24 protein-coding genes are annotated in these 21,226 nt (G+C 45.0%); 21 read left to right on the top strand and 3 right to left on the bottom strand.

Annotated features, from left to right (window positions below; genetic code table 11):
* Positions 1-167 precede the first annotated feature (167 nt).
* The 11 genes from MHI38_RS28040 (at position 168) to MHI38_RS27990 (ending at position 8,349) form a co-directional block, all read left to right on the top strand.
* On the top strand, positions 168-449 hold the full coding sequence (locus MHI38_RS28040; protein ID WP_445667243.1) for a hypothetical protein: 282 nt from the start codon (positions 168-170) through the stop codon (positions 447-449).
* A 16-nt stretch (positions 450-465) separates the two neighbouring features.
* Complete coding sequence (locus MHI38_RS28035) at positions 466-747, top strand: hypothetical protein (protein ID WP_261764525.1); 282 nt, start codon at positions 466-468, stop codon at positions 745-747.
* 13 nt (positions 748-760) lie between these two features.
* Complete coding sequence (locus MHI38_RS28030; protein ID WP_261764524.1) at positions 761-1,606, top strand: phosphotransferase; 846 nt, start codon at positions 761-763, stop codon at positions 1,604-1,606.
* A gap of 76 nt (positions 1,607-1,682) precedes the next feature.
* Entirely contained in the window at positions 1,683-2,162 is a 480-nt protein-coding gene (locus MHI38_RS28025) for a GyrI-like domain-containing protein (protein ID WP_154983792.1), read from the top strand.
* 53 nt (positions 2,163-2,215) lie between these two features.
* Positions 2,216-2,701 (top strand): hypothetical protein, encoded by a 486-nt coding sequence (locus MHI38_RS28020; RefSeq protein ID WP_154983791.1) that lies wholly within the window; start codon positions 2,216-2,218, stop codon positions 2,699-2,701.
* A gap of 109 nt (positions 2,702-2,810) precedes the next feature.
* Positions 2,811-3,359, top strand: coding sequence for a redoxin domain-containing protein (locus MHI38_RS28015; protein WP_154983790.1), 549 nt, complete (start codon positions 2,811-2,813; stop codon positions 3,357-3,359).
* A gap of 86 nt (positions 3,360-3,445) precedes the next feature.
* Positions 3,446-4,294: an AraC family transcriptional regulator gene (locus tag MHI38_RS28010; RefSeq protein WP_244159324.1), complete on the top strand. Its 849-nt coding sequence runs from the start codon at positions 3,446-3,448 to the stop codon at positions 4,292-4,294.
* 241 nt (positions 4,295-4,535) lie between these two features.
* Positions 4,536-4,781 (top strand): hypothetical protein, encoded by a 246-nt coding sequence (locus tag MHI38_RS28005; RefSeq protein ID WP_339838287.1) that lies wholly within the window; start codon positions 4,536-4,538, stop codon positions 4,779-4,781.
* Between the two features lie 102 nt (positions 4,782-4,883).
* A complete protein-coding gene (locus MHI38_RS28000; RefSeq protein WP_341181969.1) occupies positions 4,884-5,483 on the top strand; it encodes a nitroreductase family protein in 600 nt (199 codons plus the stop codon).
* A gap of 121 nt (positions 5,484-5,604) precedes the next feature.
* On the top strand, positions 5,605-7,248 hold the full coding sequence (locus MHI38_RS27995) for an S-layer homology domain-containing protein (RefSeq protein WP_341181968.1): 1,644 nt from the start codon (positions 5,605-5,607) through the stop codon (positions 7,246-7,248).
* A gap of 186 nt (positions 7,249-7,434) precedes the next feature.
* Positions 7,435-8,349 (top strand): FAD-dependent oxidoreductase, encoded by a 915-nt coding sequence (locus MHI38_RS27990; protein ID WP_154983789.1) that lies wholly within the window; start codon positions 7,435-7,437, stop codon positions 8,347-8,349.
* Positions 8,350-8,438: 89 nt separating this feature from the next.
* On the opposite strand, the gene MHI38_RS27985 is transcribed toward MHI38_RS27990, so the two are convergent.
* Positions 8,439-8,648, bottom strand: coding sequence for a hypothetical protein (locus MHI38_RS27985; protein ID WP_154958845.1), 210 nt, complete (start codon positions 8,646-8,648; stop codon positions 8,439-8,441).
* A gap of 221 nt (positions 8,649-8,869) precedes the next feature.
* On the opposite strand from MHI38_RS27985, the gene MHI38_RS27980 reads away from it, so the two are divergent.
* From MHI38_RS27980 to MHI38_RS27965, 4 genes are all read left to right on the top strand, one after another.
* The gene (locus MHI38_RS27980; RefSeq protein ID WP_123066707.1) at positions 8,870-9,223 is read left to right on the top strand and encodes a DUF3243 domain-containing protein; all 354 of its coding nucleotides are present in this window, start codon (positions 8,870-8,872) and stop codon (positions 9,221-9,223) included.
* Positions 9,224-9,507: 284 nt separating this feature from the next.
* Positions 9,508-10,074, top strand: a complete 567-nt coding sequence (locus MHI38_RS27975; protein WP_090920847.1) for a hypothetical protein — start codon at positions 9,508-9,510, stop codon at positions 10,072-10,074.
* Positions 10,075-10,233: 159 nt separating this feature from the next.
* On the top strand, positions 10,234-11,091 hold the full coding sequence (gene cyoE, locus MHI38_RS27970) for a heme o synthase (protein ID WP_341181967.1): 858 nt from the start codon (positions 10,234-10,236) through the stop codon (positions 11,089-11,091).
* Positions 11,092-11,212: 121 nt separating this feature from the next.
* Positions 11,213-11,695, top strand: a complete 483-nt coding sequence (locus tag MHI38_RS27965) for a tetratricopeptide repeat protein (RefSeq protein ID WP_154983788.1) — start codon at positions 11,213-11,215, stop codon at positions 11,693-11,695.
* A gap of 48 nt (positions 11,696-11,743) precedes the next feature.
* Here the strand turns inward: MHI38_RS27965 and MHI38_RS27960 are convergent, their stop codons facing one another.
* On the bottom strand, positions 11,744-12,625 hold the full coding sequence (locus MHI38_RS27960) for a LysR substrate-binding domain-containing protein (protein WP_154983787.1): 882 nt from the start codon (positions 12,623-12,625) through the stop codon (positions 11,744-11,746).
* Between the two features lie 181 nt (positions 12,626-12,806).
* Between MHI38_RS27960 and MHI38_RS27955 the strand changes: the two genes are divergently transcribed.
* From MHI38_RS27955 to MHI38_RS27930, 6 genes are all read left to right on the top strand, one after another.
* Complete coding sequence (locus MHI38_RS27955; protein WP_339838306.1) at positions 12,807-13,718, top strand: DMT family transporter; 912 nt, start codon at positions 12,807-12,809, stop codon at positions 13,716-13,718.
* A gap of 201 nt (positions 13,719-13,919) precedes the next feature.
* Entirely contained in the window at positions 13,920-14,951 is a 1,032-nt protein-coding gene (locus tag MHI38_RS27950; protein WP_341181966.1) for a LacI family DNA-binding transcriptional regulator, read from the top strand.
* A gap of 239 nt (positions 14,952-15,190) precedes the next feature.
* On the top strand, positions 15,191-17,740 hold the full coding sequence (locus MHI38_RS27945) for a beta-mannosidase (protein ID WP_339838311.1): 2,550 nt from the start codon (positions 15,191-15,193) through the stop codon (positions 17,738-17,740).
* A 204-nt stretch (positions 17,741-17,944) separates the two neighbouring features.
* Positions 17,945-18,502, top strand: coding sequence for a hypothetical protein (locus MHI38_RS27940; protein WP_339838314.1), 558 nt, complete (start codon positions 17,945-17,947; stop codon positions 18,500-18,502).
* A gap of 117 nt (positions 18,503-18,619) precedes the next feature.
* Positions 18,620-19,324 (top strand): response regulator transcription factor, encoded by a 705-nt coding sequence (locus tag MHI38_RS27935; RefSeq protein ID WP_339839388.1) that lies wholly within the window; start codon positions 18,620-18,622, stop codon positions 19,322-19,324.
* Positions 19,321-20,361, top strand: coding sequence for a sensor histidine kinase (locus tag MHI38_RS27930; protein WP_341181965.1), 1,041 nt, complete (start codon positions 19,321-19,323; stop codon positions 20,359-20,361). The genes MHI38_RS27935 and MHI38_RS27930 overlap by 4 nt, the downstream gene beginning before the upstream one ends.
* Positions 20,362-20,507: 146 nt before the next feature.
* On the opposite strand, the gene MHI38_RS27925 is transcribed toward MHI38_RS27930, so the two are convergent.
* Complete coding sequence (locus MHI38_RS27925) at positions 20,508-21,173, bottom strand: hypothetical protein (protein ID WP_339838320.1); 666 nt, start codon at positions 21,171-21,173, stop codon at positions 20,508-20,510.
* Between the last annotated feature and the right edge of the window lie 53 nt (positions 21,174-21,226).

The raw sequence follows: 21,226 nt of genomic DNA, 5'->3' as shown, positions 1-21,226 counted from the left end.
AGGGAAACACGACCTTATGAAACTAGGTATAGCTTCATTCGTAGAAGTATTGGTGAAAACTCCGGGATAAAAACTACTGCATACCTCGTTTAAAAAGTTATAGAAATTCCTTAATGGAAGAACATGGATTATAATTAAGGTGAAGTGTATTGAAGGAGGTTGTTGTTTTGACAACAGAAGTATGGATTCCAATGGAGGAGATTCAGGATCAGGAGCCGATCTGGGCAGGTACCAAGATTCGAATATATCAAGAACAAGAAAATCCAATGGAATACTTGCTCTCATACATACATGGAAATTCGAATGAGCTTCAACTAACCTGCCTAACCTCAGGCGAGGCAGGTAATATTGGGGGTGTCATTGCTAAAGACCTGCCCAACCACTATGCACTGGCTCAAACGCTAAAGACCTTTTCGTCTGGAGTGTACAGCGAGATTTGTTTTGAATAGAGGAGGAGGTTACATTTTGAATCAGATGAATAAGATTTTGGGTGTCGTATTGATGGTTGCGAGTGTGTTCATATCCACGCTTGAACGAATGTCCATCCGCTTATCAACTGCACTGATTGAGGCGGGAAGCGGATCGGAGCAAGGATTGCAGGAAGTTACACGGACGGTAGATGTACCCACAGGGCTACTCGTATATTTCATGTTTTTTGTTGGGTTTGTATTGCTGGTTGCCGGTTTCCCAGGAACGTACAAAAACAAAAATAAACGTCAGCAGGAGCGGCCAGAGAATTACAAATAGAGGAGGATGCAAGTTGTCTGAACAACCGGAGGAGAAGTTAACAGGTGGTAACGTGAATGAAGTTGTGCGCGTTGGAGATACGGTTCGCCGGAGTACCCATCCGAATCGTTATGTGCATGAACTGCTGTTGCATCTGGAAAAAGAGTGCTTCCATCAGGCACCGAAGTATCTGGGCATGGATGAGAAGGGCAGGGAAATACTCTCTTACCTTGACGGAGACGTCCCGGGTAATGATTATCCGGAGATCGAAAGCTACATGTGGTCAGACGAATCACTGATTGCCGTTGCCCATTTATTAAGAGCCTACCACGATGCAACCGTAAATTTCACCACGGTGGAACAGCCTGATAACCTTTATCCAGGTATAGGTAGAGATGAACACTCGCATGAAGCAGTAGATACAAATTCAGAGGATTCCGAAGTGGTCTGCCATAACGACTTTGCTTTATACAACATCGTGTTCAGACAAGGTTTGCCGCAGGGCATTATTGATTTTGATCTGGCATGCCCGGGGCCGCGTATGTGGGATATTGCCTATACTTTATATACGTGTGTACCTCTTGCGAATTTTTCGCCCAAGGTTGAAGAGCAAGAGAAATCAGTTACCTCATATGATAGAGAAATGCACGCAAACGTTCGGAAAAAACGCATTGAATTGTTTATGAAAGCTTACGGTTCACATGTTCCACCTGATCTGAAAGATTGGGTCGTGTCACGTATTCGCTTTATGTGCAAAACATTAGAGGATCGTGCATTAGCAGGAGACTCAGCCTTTGTGAAAATGGTTGAAGAAGGTCATCTGGCTCACTACGAGAGAGAAGTGATTTTTCTGGAGCAACATTGGCAAGAGTGGACATAGTTTTTGTCGTAACTTTTTCGGGTAAATGCAACGTTAAAACGGTTTGTATTCTATTTTTTCATTGGGGGAGAAAAAGATGGAAACGAAGATCGTTACATTGGCTGCATTTCATGTTGCAGGGTATCGCATTGAAGCTACGGTGGAAGAGTTTGAGGCAGGATTACGACAGAATCTTTATGATAAATTAATAGAGAAGAGGGATCAGATCAAGCATCGGAAAAACGACCAGGTTCTCTTAATGCAGCTGTATCCGTCCTATGAGGATTTTAATGCCAAAGTAGATCCATTCGCACATGTATTATGCTATGAAGTAAACGAGACGGAGGGCACGCCGCCTGGAATGATTATTCATCATGTGCCAGCTCGTTCATACGTTACATGTACGCATAGAGGACTAGAATCCGACATAGGTGATACATATGACTACATCTATGGACAGTGGTTAGAAGATGCTGGATACACACCTGAGTGTTATGATTTTGAAATCTGGGATGAACGTTACCAGCCGCATAGTGGCAATAACGAGATCGATGTTTATGTGGCTTTGCAATCTTAATTATCGAGTTTTCATCGTGTTAGATTATTGAGAAAGAAGATGAATTTAATAAAATGAAATTATTTGGCTTAGGTGGATTCATATTTTTGATCTTTATATGTTCTTTTGTGGCCGTGTTGTTTCCTGCCTTCTTCCCCAATTGGGTCTTTCTACGTTTAATTTTTGTTGGCCTTTCAGCATTTTTTTTGGTTATAGGAATGTTTCATGGGATGAAATCAATTCAAAGGAAACTAAAACGGCTAACCGTTAAATTTTTATTTGTCATTCTCGGATTTGCAGGCTTATGGTATGTTTCTCCTCAAGCTTTGGCTGGTGTTCTGGATCTTGGTTCGTATTACAAAAAAGAGTATGTTACATTATCAGGCAGGCCAGACTACGTGGGGTCTATGGGCAGGAAAATAAGAGAACAAACTATTAAAATAAATGGACTAGAATTGATTAATACTAGGAAGATTGATTTGGATGATCGATACAAAAAAATGGAGATCAAGATGTTGCCCCGTTCAAAGTATGTGATTAGCATTAAAATTTTGGAGTAAATGGGTGACCCTCCACCTTTCTCAATACAACCTGACTGACTTCGTATATAATGAAAGATGACTCTATAAAGCAACGAACTACATACTATTGCGAGGTGCACTTCGACTTATGCCAACGATCTATGATTTCACTGTGACGAGAACGAGTGGAGAGCGTTTTCCGCTCTTTCAATATGAAGGAAAGCCTGTACTGATTGTGAACACGGCAAGCAAATGTAAATATACACATCAATTCGATGATATCCAGAAGTTATATGATGAGTACAAAGATAAGGGGTTGCAGGTCATTGGCTTCCCATGCAATCAGTTTGCGGAGCAGGAGCCAGGTAGCAGTGCAGAAGCCGAGTCTTTCTGTCAGATCAACTACGGGGTGAAATTTCCGATGTTTGCGAAACTGGATGTGAATGGAGAGGAAGCGCATCCGTTGTACGACTTTTTGAAAAAGTCAGGTCCGTTTGCCGGCTTTGATGAAAGCGACATTCAGGCCAAACTGCTCAAGCTGATGGTGGCAGACAAAGCACCAGAGTGGCTGCACGGCGATGCGATCAAATGGAATTTCACCAAATTCCTGATTGATGCAGAAGGTCAAGTCGTTCGGCGCTTCGAGCCGGTGGATTCCATGGACGAGATCAAAGCAAGTATCCGAGAGTTGTTATAAAATATAGATGAACATTAGCGGGGCAACCAAGCATAAAGTTGTATCCCGCTTTCTTTTTTTGCACAGGAGGTGATGAAGTGCCAAGCATGATGCAGTTTAATTCCCCACTGGCGTATACCTATAGAGCCACCAGTCAGTTTGACCCGGGTAATTCGGACGGATTTCATTCGCATCCACACTATGAGATTTATTATTTTCATGAAGGGGAATGCACTTATATTATTGGAGATCGGGTATATGCACTGGAGCCGGGGGACTTGGTGTTAATGCATGGACTGACTTTGCATCGGCCGCATCCCAAAGTTGGTAAACCTTACGTTCGCACAACGCTTCATTTCGACCCTTCTGCCATTCGTAAAAGCCTGCATCCCGAACGCATCCATGAAGTGCTGAAGCCGTTCGATGAGCTGGGCAATTGCCGGGTGAACCTGACCGGTGAGGTTCGCGCCGAATTTGAAGCACTGCTACATGATCTGCACCAGTTATCTTCTCACTCATCCAGATTCAGACAGGAGCGTATGCATATCCGGGTCTGTGATCTGTTATATTGTGTAGCAGAGATCTGTCAGGGACATGTGCAGGAACAGCGTTCTTCATCGGAAAAAGAAAGACATGTCCAGCATATCATCCGGTATGTGGATACGAATTACATGCATGACATCGGTTTGGATGATCTCGCTCAGGAACTACATCTGTCCAAGCCCTATTTGGCAGGTATGTTCAAGGAGATGACGGGACTGACCATATTTAAGTACTTGTATGACCGGCGTATTAATCAGGCGAAACTGCTATTCCAGTTTCAGCCCGAGATGAGTGTGACGGAGGCCAGTCGATTGTCTGGTTTTAAAAGGCTGTCTCATTTTAGCCGAATTTTTAAACAAAGCGTGGGCTGTTCGCCTGATCTGTATCGAAGTCAGCTGCATCGGCAGCTGTAGGGTCGATAGGGATGTTGAAACGAAGTTTAGCGCTGTTAGCGTAAACGAGGAATAAATGGTTGCCATGTAGAAGCCGAACCGCAGATTCATCGTGGTCGGCTTCTTTAGCTTTATTTTTATAACCATGATCAAATAGCGAGCAAGGGTCAGCACCCTTCACGTAACGCAGATGTTTAGAATGCCAAACGAACAGGTAAAGAAAGGTAACGAGAAAAAGACGATTACAGGAGGCGAAAAGTGAATGGAGAAGCAAACACCGGCGCAACAACGGGAAAATGGCAAACGAGATAAGATGCCAGACCACCCGGAGCAACATAAGACTGAACATGAAAGCATGTTGGATCGATACGAGCAAGAACAAACGGTTGATCCGATTCCAATGCAAGATTTGAACATGGAAGCGCAGGAAGAGAAGAATAAGGATCAGACGAAAAGTAATTCGTCTACAGAAGAGGAATACCGGGCAGACTATCGTAAGAGGGATTAAATAATATAATGAAAATAAAATAGTTTATTGACTAATGTATGTTACTATATTATAGTTACCTTGTTGGCCATGAACTACAAATGACTTAGGAGGCGTATATGAATGTCTACTTTTTTTGATGCGTTGAAGAACAGAAGATCTTATTATGGAATCAGTAAGGAATCCACAATCTCGGATGCTAAAATTCAGGAAATCGTCGAAGAAGCGGTAAAGTATACACCAACTGCATTTAACTCACAGACTTCCCGGGCAGTCGTATTGCTTGGTGAACAGCATGATAAACTATGGAATCACACGGAAGAAATTTTGCGTGAAGTTGTGGGCAACGAAGAGGCATTCCAATCCACAGCTGAGAAAATGGCAGGTTTCCGTAGTGGCTACGGTACGGTTCTGTTTTTCGAAGACAACAATGTGGTAGCACAGCTTCAACAAAACTTTGCTGCGTACGCAGACAACTTCCCGATCTGGTCTAACCAATCCAATGGTATGTTGCAACTGGTCATCTGGACTGCATTGGAGCAAGAAGGACTGGGGGCATCCCTACAACACTATAATCCACTGATTGATGAAAAAGTGAAGCAAGAATGGAATATTCCGGAGCACTGGAGACTGATCGCTCAGATGCCATTTGGTAAACCAACCGTAACCCCAGGCGAGAAAGAGTTCCAACCGATTGAAGAGCGTGTCAAAGTACACAAGTAAGGAAGAGCGCGTCAAGTACACAAGTAATTCTTGAACATTACCAATATTTAACCACATACGGCCTCGCTTCAATTTGATACGATAATGAAGATCGTAATCTATTGAAGTGAGGCTTTTTAATGTGAAAATAGTAAATGTTAATAGAGCTTTTCGAAACTTTCATCCCCTATGGAAGATCGTATTAAGCGGCGTCATTGCATTCGGTTCAGTGATTGGAAATGGAAGTATCGTTAACGGGGCGGGGAGCGAGCAGCCTATCTTTCAGGATACAAGCAAAAGCTTCGCAAAAGAAGCCATTGCGCGACTGGTGCAAAAAGGGATTGTAGCAGGAACAACGGAGCACACGTTTGAACCGAAAAAAGCGGTCACACGCGCTGAATTTGCATCATTTGCGGTTCGCTTGCTCGGACTAGAGCCAGTTTCAAACAACATTAAACCTTTTGCAGATATTTCTGCGAAAGCTTGGTATTACGGTAACGTAGCTGCGATGACTAATCTATCGATTCTTGAGGGTAAAGGCCAGAACCAGTTTCAGCCGAACGCTTCCATTACACGGGAAGAGGCAGCTGCTTTGCTTGTTCGTATGCTGAAACAGCGCCCTGTGGCAAGCGATAGTATATACAATACATATGCAGACGCAGCGGACATCTCAAGCTGGGCTCTTCCATATGTACAGAAGGTGCATCAACTTGGATTAATGCGCGGAAGTAGCGGCATGTTCCGGCCGGCTGACCAAGTCACACGGGAAGAGGCAGCAGTGATGCTGGATTCGATCTTGCAAAACAACACATGGGCCACGCAAATTCAGCGGAAGCAGGATCATGGGATTCAACTGGGATGGCAGTACAATTCATCGACAGCAGAATTTATAAGACAAGTCGACCAGTCGCCTGTGAACACGGTCGTTCCGCGTTGGTTTTTCCTGAATCAAGATATGAACGTTTCGGATCACGCCAATGCCACATTGATCTCTTGGGCATCTGCTTCGGGCAGAGCGCTGTGGCCGATGCTGGGTAATCGTTCCAACAAAGAGATGACACATCAGATGCTGTCGAGCTCAGCGAACCGGGAAGCAGTTGTCAATCAAGTGAGTGCTTATGTGAAAAAATATAAACTCGGCGGTATTAATGTGGATTTTGAAAATGTAGATCCTGTCGATCGCGAAGGTCTTACCGCGTTTGTGACTTCGTTAACGAAATCCTTGCACACACTTGGCGCTGTGGTATCGGTTGATGTATCTCCCAATCTCGGTTCAGATTGGACAGCAGCCTTTGACTACGTCAAGCTGGGGGCGATCTCGGATTATATGGTACTTATGAGTTATGAAGAGCATTGGAACGGTGACCCCAAGCCCGGTTCGGTCGCTTCGCTTCCATGGGTGGATCGAGCACTGACAAAGATGCTCTCCGAGGTACCACGTACCAAGACTATTTTGGCGCTTCCACTATATACGCGGGATTGGTCCACCGTGAATCCTGCAACAGCTTCCTGGGACATTACACTGGGAGAGCAAGGAGTGCGGGCATCAGCATCAGGTTCGCTAAGAAACTGGGATACACAGCTGAAGCAGTACATGATTAACTACACGTCTAAATCGGTGGCACGAGCCATCTGGGCGGAAGAGAGTCGCTCCTTGTCTGCCAAAGTTCGGATGAGTGGTGAGCGAAACATTGCAGGACTGGCTTACTGGTATATGGGCGGCGAAACTGTGGATGTATGGAACGCCATCACCAATGCTATGCGTTTCGAATCGTATCAGTTCTAACACTTGAAGACCGAAACCTTTCGTTTGAAACCGGAGGTTTGGGTCTTTTATTTTTGGTTTAAGCTATGGAATAAGTCAGGCCGTTTAAGCCTGTTTGTACGGTTTAATGTATAGAAGGACAAGAATCATCATGCAAAAATATACTTTTTAAAAAGAGAGAGTACTGGATATTCAGGAGGGAATAACATGCGAGAGATGGATTGTATTATTGTGGGTGGAGGGATTGCAGGGCTTCAGGCAGCCATTCAGCTGGGACGTTATTCAGCGCATCAAGTACTGGTAGTCGATGCTGGGGAAGGCCGATCAACGTTATGCCGAACCTATCATAACATTCTCGGTTATCCGGATGGGGTGTCGGGCAAAGAATTACGGGCCATTGGCAGGATGCAAGCTGAGCAGACAGGTGTTTTATTTGAAAAGGATCGAATTGTAGAAGCCATGCGTGTGCATGAGGACAAGATCAGGCTTAAAGGGTCCTCTGGAATCCTGTATCAGGCCAAAACAGTGCTGCTGGCAACCGGGTTATCGGATCGAATACCTGATATTCCGGGACTGAAGTCTACACTCGGCCGAACCGTGTATGTATGCCCTGACTGTGATGGTTATGAGATTCAAGGGAAGCGGACGATCCTGCTGGGGGCTGGCGAAGCTGGAGCGAATATGGCCATGACCTTAATTGAACGTACTAATGATCTTTTATATATCAACCACGAGCAGACAGCGATCTCGGCTGACCTTCATCGTCAAATGAAGCAAGCAGGAGTCCGTTATCTTGAAGCAGCGGTACAGGAAGTACAACAGATGGAGGACGGTCATATTACAGGTGTTTTAACCGAAGATGGTCAGATTTTTGAATCAGAACGTGGATTTATCGCCTTTGGCGGGAACCGGGTTCACTATGAGCTCGCTGAGCAGCTTGGAGCCGTCATTGCAGACAATAAACATGTAGAAGCGAATCCTCGTAGTATGCAGGCGGCTCCTCACGTCTGGATTGCTGGAGATCTTGGTATACATGCCGAACAAGCGACTGTTGCTATGGGCGAAGGCGCGATTGCGGCCATCTGGATTCACAAAGCGTTACAGAAGATGGCTAAGGGTTAATAGCATATAATAAAAAAAACACAAAAAAACAAGTCCTCTATTTTCCAGTTGGTTTAGGAGGACTTGTTTTCGTGCGTTTCTTTTAAGGATTATTTACCCGGTTCATCTGTTACATTTTTATTGGAAGAATGATCATGTCCTTTATGGGTAAAGTCTTTGCGAATATTGTCTACAATATCTCCGACGACACCTTCAATCATGTCTGTAGGTCCCGGATTTTTTTTGTCTGGTTCAATGACGGTATTTACACCGGGTTTGAGTTCATCGGTTGTTTTGTCATGTTTAGGTTTGTCATTCATGAGATCTCCTCCTTAGATTCGGTAGTAATCAATGTTTACTAACATAACCAAACATCTACATGTATATGTAAAACGTTTAACCGAACTACGATTTTTGAAACGGCTGATTAAACTTCAGCGAGACGTTTATATTATAAATGACCCAAGGTTGTGAAGCTTATTGCAAGCTCAACATAAGTCATAAAAATGAATATGCAATTAAACTGAAGGAGGTAATAAGCATGAATGAACAAAATCATGTGATCCACAAAGACGGGCAGGTTTCCACAGATCAGGTAGACAATGCAATCGAAAAGATTGCACCGGAGGAAAGAGACCACATTTTACAAAATTTTGATGCATTCAAGGAATACCTCGGTAAACGGATTGCCATGGGCGAATCCATCGGTTTAAGTGAAGAACAAATGGCTAAAATTGCACAAAAAGTAGCAGATCATCTGGCAGCTAACGAAGAACCTCGCAACCGGGAAGAGAAGCTATTACAGGAACTCTGGAACGTTGGTAAAGAAGAGGAACGCCATATGCTTGCTCATATGCTGGTTCGTTTGGCGCAAGACACCAGAACAAGTCATTAAAGAAGTTCAGGCATAAATGGACTGTACAAGCATAGATTAATATAGATGCAGCAGAAACCCCGAATGCAGCTGATTTGGGGTTTCTCCATGTAAAGCGGTGGACAAGCTCAGTAGTGATGACGCGAATTGTAACTATTTTTAATCTGGCTGATACTTTTCAGAAAGTGCTATGACGTATGATGAGTACAACATAAACGGATCGTTAATGTTTGGCGTGTCCGTTTGAGAAGAAAAGCTTTCGTTTAATTATTAAAGAGACGTAAGAAATAAGGAGAGATGCTGGCATGAAGAACGCGGCGAAACAATGGAGATATCGGATGATCGGTGCAGCAGTGGCTTTACTTGGCATCATCGTGCTGACTACATATTTGCTTACCCCTGCAAACGCAGAGGAGCGTACCGATGTTCAGTCACCTTCTGCTAATAAGGCCCAGTTGGCCAATTCTGAAGTATATACAGCTTATATTGACGGGATGCGTGTGGAAGACGGTAAATTAATGCTGACTGTAGATAAAATCGGCTGGTATCAGGGTGAGGAAGCCAATACGATTTTCAAACAACGTAATCCGGATGCGGGCATGGACGAAGCACCTGACGGTTACTATATTGTTAATGATAACAAAGAACAAGAGCAGGTTGAGGTCAAAGCTGACGCCAACGTTCTCATGCAACTGTATGACCGTGATGGTACGGTTCAGGGGGCGGAAATTCAGTGGAACGAACCCGTAAGCTTGACCAAGTTTGAGTCGTTGTATGGGGATAAACGCATTCTGGATATGTCTGTGTTCCCTTACCACCTGACGATTCAAGATGGAAAAGTAATTAAAATTGTACAACAGTATATCCCTTAAACAGATAACATACAAATAATCCAAAAAGCATTCTTTCCGTTCAAGTAAACGGTGAAGAATGCTTTTTGTTATGACAAATGATTGAAAGCGATTGTAATTTATTGGTGGTACATGTATCATTATAGGAATGGCGTTTTTACATCATTCAGGAGGCTTCTGATGTTTAAGGACATGATTGCATTAACCAAGCCCGGACTGTTAAGGTTGAATGTGTTTGCGGTTGCCGTCGGTTTCTGGGTTGCTTCACAATGGGATATCGCATGGATATCTCTGCTTATGGTCGTGATTGGTTCAACGCTCGTCATTGCTTCGGCATGTGTCATCAATAATTATTGGGACCGTGAGCTGGATCAAAAGATGGAACGAACGAAAAAAAGAATGGATTACATTAATCATCTGAAACCAGGATTTGTTCTTGGTTACGGCTTGGTGCTCGGAGTCGCTGGTTTAGCGATATTGTTTGTACTGGTGAATCCGTTATCCGGCTGGATGGCTTTACTCGGTTGGTTTGCGTATATTGTGATCTATACGATGTGGCTAAAACGTACATCGACATGGAGCACATCGCTGGGCGGAATTGCAGGGGCGATGCCACCTGTCATTGGGTATACCGCCGTGACGAATGAAATCGATGCAGGAGCCTGGCTGTTGTTTGCACTGTTATTTTTGTGGCAGCCTCCACATTTCTGGTCGCTGGGTATTCGCCGTGTGGAAGAGTATCGTGCTGCAGGCTTCCCACTCTTACCGGTGGTCAAAGGTGTGAAACGTACCAAGCTACAGATGATTCCTTATGTTTTTCTGCTGATTCCTGCTGTATTCCTGTTGTATTATTTTGATTACGTTGGACTGGTGTTTCTGATTGTATCTCTGATTAGCAGCTTGATCTGGTTTGTACAGACACTTGGCGGATTGAAAACACAGGATGATGAGAAGTGGGCGAAGGTTAACTTTTTGATCTCGGTCAATTACCTAATGCTCTTGTTCATCTTAATGGTAGTGAATACAACTTGGTCTTAAACAGAAGAGAGCAGGGATTCCCTCAGAGAGCACATGTTGGAATAAAACGGACAACCTCGTTGTTGGTATTATTACAAGATGTGCTTGTTTATTATTAACAGCTATTGGATGTGACAACAACATGAGTGATTTGCAACAAGCGATCTGCCTGCGACAGGAAGGCAAAGTGAGGGAAGCAATTGAGCTTTTGAACCAAATTACGGAGTTTGAGCCGGAAAACGGGGAAGGCTGGTATCAACTCGCATGGGCACATGACTCGCTAGGATTGGAACGTGAGGCTGTGCCTTATTATGAAAAAGCACTGCAGCTGGAACTATCGGCAGAAGATCGGGCTGGTGCAATTCTCGGACTAGGGAGTACTTATCGTACGCTTGGGCAATACGAGCAGGCCAAAACATGGCTGCTGGCAGGAATATCGGAATTTCCTGAGCACCGGGAATTTGAGGTGTTTTATGCCATGGTGCTCTATAATCTCGGCGAACACGCAGAAGCGATGGGGCGGCTGCTTGTTCAGCTTGCAGATACTTCTGGAGATTCGCGAATAATGGACTACAGCCGGGCGATACGCTACTATGCAGATCAGCTAGATCGGGTCTGGGAATAAGATAGGATCGTCTTTAAGCCTGTTCACCTGAGTGTGAGTCACGTGAAACTAAACTTCTTGATTAGAGATGAGCCATTGTTGGACTTCTTCAATGAAACGACGTGCTGCTGGTGAAATATTCCGAAGGGAAGCGCAAGCTAAACCGATCATTCGGTAAGGGTCACCTGAAAGTGGCACCAGCGCGAGTGATTCCGTATGATTTTGCAGCACCATCTCGGGAAGAAGACTGATGCCAAGTCCGTTACGTACCATGGCCATAATCGCCTGATCCTCGGCAACCTCATATACCACATTTAATTTGGCAGCATGTTGACGAATCAAACGTTCAATTTCGTTGTCGCCGCCCCATTTGGGAAGAATGAAAGGCTGCTCTAGCAAAACATCAAAAGATACCGATTTCTCTGAAGCCAGAGCATGATCCAGAGGCAGGATACACATGATCCTGTCTTTTTGTAATGTAATCGTATCAAATGGCGACGAGTCGCCAAGAGACAAGAACCCAAGGTCGATGGCCCCGCTGGCGAGCCAGTTCTCAATTTCCGCATAGTCACCCTCCCACAGCTTAATTTCAATTCCGGGGTGGCGAAGCCTGAACTGCTTGAGAATACCCGGAAGCCACTGTGTCGATACACTAGCAAATGTCCCGATTCGGACCGTGCCAATCTCTGCACCGCGAATCAGGGAGATTTCCTGGTTCATTAGTTCGGCCCAGCGGATGATTTCACGAGTGTAACCGAGAATTCGCTCACCTTCCGCGGTGACCCGGACACCCGAGCGACTGCGATGAAGCAGGGAGAATCCATATTCGCTTTCCAGGCTGGCGATGGCGTGACTGACGGCGGATTGTGTAATATTCAGGGCCTCGGATGCTTTGGTCAGACTGCCATATTCAACTACCGTGTTTAGAATTTCGTATTTAATCAGTGACATATATATTAACTCCCTTTCAGGTTTAACCACAATTATATACATGAGTTTATTTCATAATAACTATTATAAATATTCATTTTTATAATGCAAAGAGATCGTTTATACTTGCCAAGGCGAGTTAGTTTAGTACATATAACCAACGTAGCTCAGACTATTATAGAAGAATGAAGGTAGAAGTTAGATGAATGGGGTACAAGGAAATCAGATTCAAGCATCACGAAGAGCAGATGTACAGATGTTGCTTGCAACCGTTATTTGGGGTTCTTCTTATCTGTTTATGAAATCGGGACTAGCTTCAATGCAAGAACTAAATTTGATTGCTTTGCGATTTGGAATCGCGTTTGTAGCGGCAGGGCTACTCTTTCACCGCCGTTTGAGAAGTGTAGATCGTGGTACGTTGCTTGCTGGAGGTGTGCTGGGTACAGCGTTGTTTGCTGCGTTTGTATTCATTACCTATGGTGTACAGCAAACGACGGCGTCTCAGGCTGGGTTTTTGATCAGTTTGGCCGTCATTTTTGTACCGATATTAACGACAGTCTTGCGCCGGCGATTGCCGGACAAACGTCTTAGTGTCAGTATAGTGGTCGCAGTAGCAGGGCTTGGACTATTGACCCTTCAGCATGAAATGAGTTTGCATCTTGGGGATCTTTTGTGTATTATCGCGGCACTGGTTTACGCCATATATATTCTGCTAGCGGGTAAATATACACCTCAGCATGACCCACTTACACTCGGAATCGTTCAACTTGGTGTAGCGGCTTTGTTGGGAACCGTAGCCACATTTTTGTTTGAAACACCGCAGTTACCAGATACACCGGAATCATGGGCATCGATCTTGGGACTCGGAGTATTATGCAGTGGGCTTGGTTATATTTTGCAAACTTTTGCCCAGCGCCACGCTTCACCTACGAGAACGAGTCTGATCTTTTCTCTGGAGCCACTGTTTGCCGCGGCGTTTGCTTTTATTTTTCAGGGAGAGTCTCTTACGTTGCAAGGATACTGCGGAGCGGCATTGATGCTGGCTGGCGTATTGATTACGGAGGTCAAACTGCCGCTGCATGTGTTCAGACGCAGAAAGCGCCCGGCGTTATAGTGTTAACTGAATCTCTCTGTCCATCTAAATATATGTAGTGGAAGACAGTCGCCCATAAATAAACGATAGAAAAACGAAGTTACAGGTTATTCTGTCTTACTCTGATCTAACCTAACAAACCCCGAATGAACAAAACATGTTTTGTTCATTCGGGGTTTTATGCTACACTGGATGAAAAATCAGGAAAATCGGGTGAGCAAGATGGGCAAAAGAGTGACTATGCAGCAGATCGCAGATGCTGCAGGAGTATCCAAGTTCGCAGTTTCCCGTGCACTGACGGGTAAGCCGGGGGTTAGTGAGCACACGCGTGAGATGATTGTCAGAACCGCGGGGCAACTGGGTTATTTTAAAATAGAGCCAAAATATAATGCAGTGGATTCTCATACATCATTCGGTGACACAATGGGGAAGAAAAACGAAGGTACCATATTGATTTTGTTTCCGAATATACGCTCTCAAAATCGTTCTTCCTTGTATTGGGGGCCTGTATTCGACGGGATTTCAGCGCGTTTGAATGAGCAGGGTATGGATATTTTGACACTGACGGAACCTTCTTCCGATCATATGTTTTCGGTTCTCAATCCCGACGCCATTCGGGGTGTTATTACGGTAGGCACGATCTCAACGCCAGTGCTGCTCGAAATATATCGCTTGCGCATTCCGCTCGTCATGGTGGATCACGAGGATTCTGCAATACATACCGATACTGTATTTACTGACAATGTGAAAGGCATGAAGGAGTTAGTCCTTATGCTTGCGGCGAAGGGATATAAACGGTTCCAGTTCGCTGGACAGCTACCTGATGCGGTTAGTTTCAGGGAACGGTGGCTCGGGTATCGGATGGGACTTGAAGTAATGCAACTACAGGCTGAACAGCATGCGGGGCTGCTCGTGCAGGAGTATAAGGAGATGCAACAAACCATCAGAGAGTTCAAGCTTGAAGATATTCCAGAGGTGATCGTCTGCGCGAATGACCACACGGCATTTATTATCATTGAGGCTTTGCGAAGTCGCGACGTTCAGGTGCCTGAACAGTGCGCGGTAACAGGGTTCGATAATACAAGGGCAGATGATCCTATTATAGCTACGGCACATATTCATAAGGAACATCTCGGAGCCCGTGCTGTAGATCAGTTGTTGTGGCGCATTAGCAATCCGAATGTTCCATATGAGCGTAAGCTTATTCATGCGGACATCATTATGCGGGAAGAGTACCATTCGTTACGGGAGTAGCCAGGTAAAGTTTGTGGACCTTCTTAGCAGGATGGAAACAAAATAGAAAGGAAAAGGCATGGAGAAGTAAATCTCTATGTCTTTTTTTGTGATTGAAGTGATAATAGAACAATTTAATTGACCAAATGCATTGACTGTTATACGGCTAACATGTTAATTTTGTTTTGTGAATTGTTTGCTAATATAATAACAAAACCTAACAAAATACGTTGGTTACTCTAACGACATGGGAGGCTGTCATGAGCACAAAGCTATCACAACGATTTGAAAACTGGACGTTCAAGGCTAGTGAGGATCAGGAATGGATGCCGGCTCAGGTGCCTGGATGCGTACATACCGATCTGCTGAGATTAGGCAAGATTCCTGACCCGTTTTACGGGACAAATGAGAAGGAAGTACAGTGGATCGACAAGAAGGACTGGGAGTATCGTACAACGTTCGATATTGAATCTTTTTTATATACGCAGGAGCATCTCGAACTAGTTTTTGACGGACTGGATACGTATGCGGATGTATATGTGAATGACACACATGTGTTGTCTGCGGATAACATGTTTCGAGTATGGAAGGCAGATGTAAAAGCATTAGTGAAGGAACAGGGGAACATGCTTCGCATTCATTTTCGTTCTCCCATTCAGGAGGATTTACCGAAGCTGGAGAAGCTGGGATATGCCCTACCTGCATCCAATGACCAATCCGAAGTGGGCGGTCTCGGGGATAAACGAGTCAGTATCTTTGCGCGCAAAGCACCATATCACTATGGCTGGGATTGGGGTCCGCGTTTTGTCACCAGTGGCATCTGGCGTGAAGTTAGGCTTGAGGGATGGACAGATGTGAAAATTAATGATTTATTTATCCGTCAAAATGAAGTAAATGCCACATCGGCACAAGTCACCGCCGTGGTAGAGGTGGAAACTTCTCAGCCTATAGATACCGTTATTCGCATAGGTGCAGATGGTCAGCGCTGGGAGAAGGCCGTATCTTTGCAATCTGGTTCCCATACGGTAGAGGTCACGATCCCGATTCAGAATCCAAAGCTCTGGTGGAGCCGTGGATTGGGTGAAGCGTATCGATATACGTTTGCTGCCGAAGTACTTCAAGGGGAGCGTGCTGTCGCAACGCACGAGGTCAAAACAGGACTTCGTTCCATCCGTCTTGTGCGTGATTCGGACGAAGCCGGGGCTTCCTTTTATTTTGAACTGAACGGAGTAGCGGTTTTCGCCAAAGGAGCCAACCACATTCCCAATGACAGTTTTATTACCGAAGTGACACGAGAACGGTACATGCATGAGATCATATCGGCAGCGGAGTCCAACATGAATATGCTACGTGTATGGGGCGGTGGCTTTTACGAAGAGGATGTATTCTACGACTTGTGTGATGAATACGGTATCATGGTGTGGCAGGATTTTATGTTCGCGTGCAGCATGTATCCGGGTGATGAAGCGTTCCTGAACAGTGTCCGTCATGAAGCGATCGACAATGTGAAACGTCTGCGCAATCATCCGAGTATTGTACTGTGGTGTGGCAACAATGAGATAGATTCGGCTTGGGCGCATTATATTGAAAATGGTGGCTGGGGCTGGAAAAAAGATTACAACGCAGAACAGCGCGAACGCATCTGGGCGGATTATGAAGCGATTTTCCATGACCTTTTGCCAGAAGTGGTCGAAGCGTATGCACCAGGCATTGACTACTGGCCTTCCTCCCCCATTGTATCGCTGACAGGGGATGAAAAGCAGCATGCCCATCCGTCTACATCGGAAGGAGACATCCATTATTGGGGCGTGTGGCACAATGTGGAGCCTTTTGAGAATTACAATATATACGTAGGCCGTTTTATGAGTGAGTATGGGTTCCAGTCGTTCCCGGAATACAAGTCGGTACGCACATACGCCGAGGAAGAAGACTTGGCCTTGGAGTCAGAGGTCATGCTCGCACATCAAAAGAACGGTGCGGGTAATCGACTGATCAAGCAGTATATGGATATGTATTTGCATGAACCGAAGGATTTCCCATCCTTCCTGTATATGAGTCAGGTCCTTCAAGCGGAAGCGATGAAAACCGCAATCGAAGCCCACCGCCGCCGCAAACCTTACTGTATGGGAACGCTCTACTGGCAAATGAATGATTGCTGGCCTGTCGCTTCGTGGGCGGGGATGGACTATTTTGGTCGCTGGAAGGCATTGCAATATTATGCGAAACGTAGTTTCAATGATGTATTGGTTTCCGTGGATGGTACCAAAGAAGACGTCACAGATATCTATGTGGTTTCTGATCTATTGAAGAAGGTGGAGGGGGAGCTTCAAGTTCAATTGATTGGATTCGATGGCACGGTGCACTGGGAAGAGACTTTTGCAGTAAACGTAGCACCCAATGCAGGTGAGAAGTTGTTGTCCTTACGTAATGCAGAGTGGCTTGAAGGGCATGATGCTACGACGACGCTACTGCGGCTCGCTCTCCGTCAAGAGGGAGTAACAGACATTGTCCAGGAGCATTACTTCGTGCCTGCCAAAGAGCTTGCGCTTCAGCCTGCGAGCATCAAAGTCAGCGGAGGAGCGGATGAGGATGGTGTACATCTAGTGCTGGAAAGTGATGTTCTTGCCAAGCAGGTGTGGATGTCTTCGGAAGTTGAAGGGGTCTTCTCGGATAACTTCTTTGACCTGATTCCCGGGTTTCCGGTAAAGGTGAAGTTCACCTCCAGAGAAGGTTTACAGCAAGCAGATGTCAATTCGAATCCAGGGGCAGTGGAGGTTCGATCCATGGCTGATTTTATTCGAGTGAACTAAATGTGAGGCAAGCGAAAAATAAGACGTAGCAACGAATAAAACGGTTGAAGTCTCTTACGGAGAGGGACTTCAACCGTTTTTTATAACAGGATAGATAAAAAAAATTACATTGTAATGGTTTCGTAACATTTTGCTTAGAGAATCGTAAGTTGTTTTCCTTATTGTAGTCCATGCAAGCAACTAAACCCATGGAGAGTGATAACAATGATGAAAACAAGCAAAAGCAAAAAAATGATTGCGGCAGCGGTGTTGATGATGTCTTTGACCTTTTCAGGATTAGCAAGTGCAAGTGCTACAGAGATGAAATTGATTAAAAAGGATGGCATGGAACTTGTGCAATTGAGACAGGCGGCAAAAATGTATGGTTACAGCATTATGTGGGACAGCAAAGACCGCTCGGTAACGTTAATGTATATGGACAACATGCACGACACGATGATGAAAGACGATATGAAAATGAAAAATGACATGATGATGCACGATGATATGATGAAGCAAGATGACACGAAGATGGCTGGTAACATGATGATGGAAGACGAACAAATGAATAAAGATGACATGATGATGAAGGACGATATGATGATGGAAGGTGCTATGATGCCTGCGGCTAAAACCATTAAAGTGTGGGTTGGTTCTACAAAAATGATGGTAGACGGCATGCAGGTTAGCTTGAAGTCAATGCCCATGATCCATGAGGGCAACACATATGTAACGGACATGGTCATTTCCAAATACATGATGCCGATGAAGGCTATGAAGTGAAGGTAACGAAGTAAACGTAAAAAATTGAAAGTAAGGCAGATCAATAATACTGAAATATGATCCTTGCCCTGTGATATGATGATGCCAGATGCTTGTTTTGAATATGGGGTGAGTTCATTGAATGAGCGTATCATGGTTGCCGATGATGACAGTAATATTACAGACGTTTGTCGCAGGTACCTCGAAAGGGAAGGTTATTCCGTGGTGACAGCTAAGGATGGTATGGAGGCGATTGAGTTGTGGCGCAGCTACACGCCAGATCTGATTGTGCTGGATCTGATGATGCCGCATAAAAATGGATGGGAGATCTGTAACGAGATTCGGCAAAGCGAGGATGTACCCATTGTTATGCTGACTGCTCGTGGGGAAGAGCAGGATCGACTGATGGGTCTGACGATGGGAGCAGATGATTATCTGACCAAGCCATTTAGTCCGAGAGAACTCGTTCTGCGTGTCAAAGCGATATTGCGCAGAATGCGAATGGTACAGGTGTCGCCTGCCACTCATTCATCACATACGATTCGTTATGAAGGGCTGACCATTGATTTTGTGAAACGTGAGGTAGAAATTGACGGACGGCTGATTGACTTGACAGTTACTGAATTTGAGATGTTGTATTTGCTAGCCAGCCACCCGGGACAGGTGTTTTCGCGTAGTCAGATGTTAAGCAAAATCTGGGATTTTAGCTACGAGGGAGATACGACGACCGTAACTGTGCATATTCGAAGACTACGAGAGAAGATCGAGCAAAATGCTTCCGATCCAAAATATATTAAAACGGTTTGGGGTATAGGTTATAAGTTTGCAGGTGGCTCATCATGAAATTACGCACGTATCTGGTATTGTCCAGTCTTCTGGGCATCGGTGTATTGTTGATTTGTTTGTTCGTCAGTTATTCCAAAATGCTGCTCACCATCGATCAATTGTATTGGCTGTCGGGTATAACGGCCGGGGTAGGTTTACTTTCGTTTGTTCTCCAGTATGTATTAACGAAGCCATTGGAAAAATCAATAGCTCGTATTACCGAGCGTACAGTGAAGGTAGCCGAAGGGGATTTCCATACGGAAGTCCCTCTCATCGGGCCACAGGAATTCAAACTGCTGGCACAGCATTTTAATGAAATGAGTTCCAGACTGAAGGATAGCTTTGACGATCTCCATCAATCCGAATCGGCCAGGCGTGAGCTGATAGCAAATGTGTCTCATGACTTACGTACACCACTGGCCTCGATTCAGGCCTTTGTCGAAGCGCTGGAAGATGATGTGATTAAGGATGAAGCCACCTTCAGGCGTTATCTGAATACGATTCGCCTTGAAACGAAGAGGCTGGGAGGGCTGATCCAGGACTTGTTTGATCTATCGAGTCTGGAGGCCCAAGGGGAGCCATTTGATCCAGAGCCCAGTCATGTTGATGAGTTGTTGCTTAGTACACTCGAGGGCTTTTCGTTCCATCTTGCCGAGAAAGAGCTGAATGTGGAGATTGAGTTGCCTGATCAATTGCCAGCTGCCATGATGGTACCTGCACAGATGAAACGGGTGATTTCCAATTTATTGCAAAATGCCATCCAATACTCTTCTACAGGAGGCACAATCATGCTTACTGCCACAGAGCAGGGAGCGTTTTTGCAAATTGCAGTGTTGGATCAAGGTGAGGGGATTGAAGCGGAAGAAACGACACGTATTTTTGAACGGTTTTACCGGATTGATAAATCCCGTAGTAAAAGTAGTGGTGGAGCTGGACTTGGGCTCGCGATCGCTCAATCCATTGTGGAACGGCATGGAGGCGAAATTGGAGTTCAGAGTAAGAAGGGAGAAGGAAGTTGTTTCTGGTTTACCCTTCCAGTGTGTGTCAATCGCTAGCCATTGGCACTGAGAGATTTTGATCATAGCGATAACGTAAAAACGTGCCACCCGGTATTTGGGGTAGCACGTTTTATTATTCTTATGTAGAGCGGCATGTTGAGATGGACATCAAATAAGTAAGTAGGTAAAAGAGTAAATATATGTTACGGATTGGACTGTTCGTTTTTGATTTGTTGTAATTCGCTCAGGCTGAGCGTCAGATCATTCTCCGGGTTTGCACTGACAATCACCTCAGACTGGGATTGCTGGCTGGCCTGGTTTGACTTCGAAGCAGGTTTGACCACATAGAGACTTTGAACGCTGTTTAGCAGGCTTGCAGGGGTGTCCGCATATGTTTCAAGAAAAAGTACATAATCCTTGGTCTGCATAAGCTTAAGACTGTCATCGTTGACGATTTCGGTGTTGCCCAGTTGTCCGCCAAGCTGTTTGACTTCAAGCCGATCCCCGGCTGTGTAACCCCCTTTGTAGGATTCAGTCACCTGAACCGTATAGATCGTATAGATTTTGTCAAAAGAAACCTGAGCATCTGCCGCACTTCCCGCTGCATTCATATGATTCTGATCTTGGGAATCAGCTTGTCCCCTGTCATCTAAAGCTTCAACCCTGGTTTGGATGACATTGCCCTTCACAATGGTGTCGGCCCGCTCTGACAAAGCGTCTACACTTCCATAACTGGGATAATCCTCGGATGCGATGATTTTGAGGGGAGTACCTGGGGGAGAAGCGGCCGGAGTTGCTGAAGAGCAGCCGACGACAGACAGGATAAAGATAGAAGACACGAGTAAGGTAAGTACTCGATTCTTGTTCATAGATCGGAATCCTCCTTGGAAATAAAATGTAAATGATACGGAATGATGATATA

The sequence above is a fragment of the Paenibacillus sp. FSL K6-1558 genome, assembly GCF_038002565.1.
Taxonomy (GTDB): Bacteria; Bacillota; Bacilli; order Paenibacillales; family Paenibacillaceae; genus Paenibacillus; species Paenibacillus polysaccharolyticus.
The sequence above is the reverse complement of the archived record's forward strand: the minus strand, read 5'-3'. Positions and strand labels throughout refer to the sequence as shown.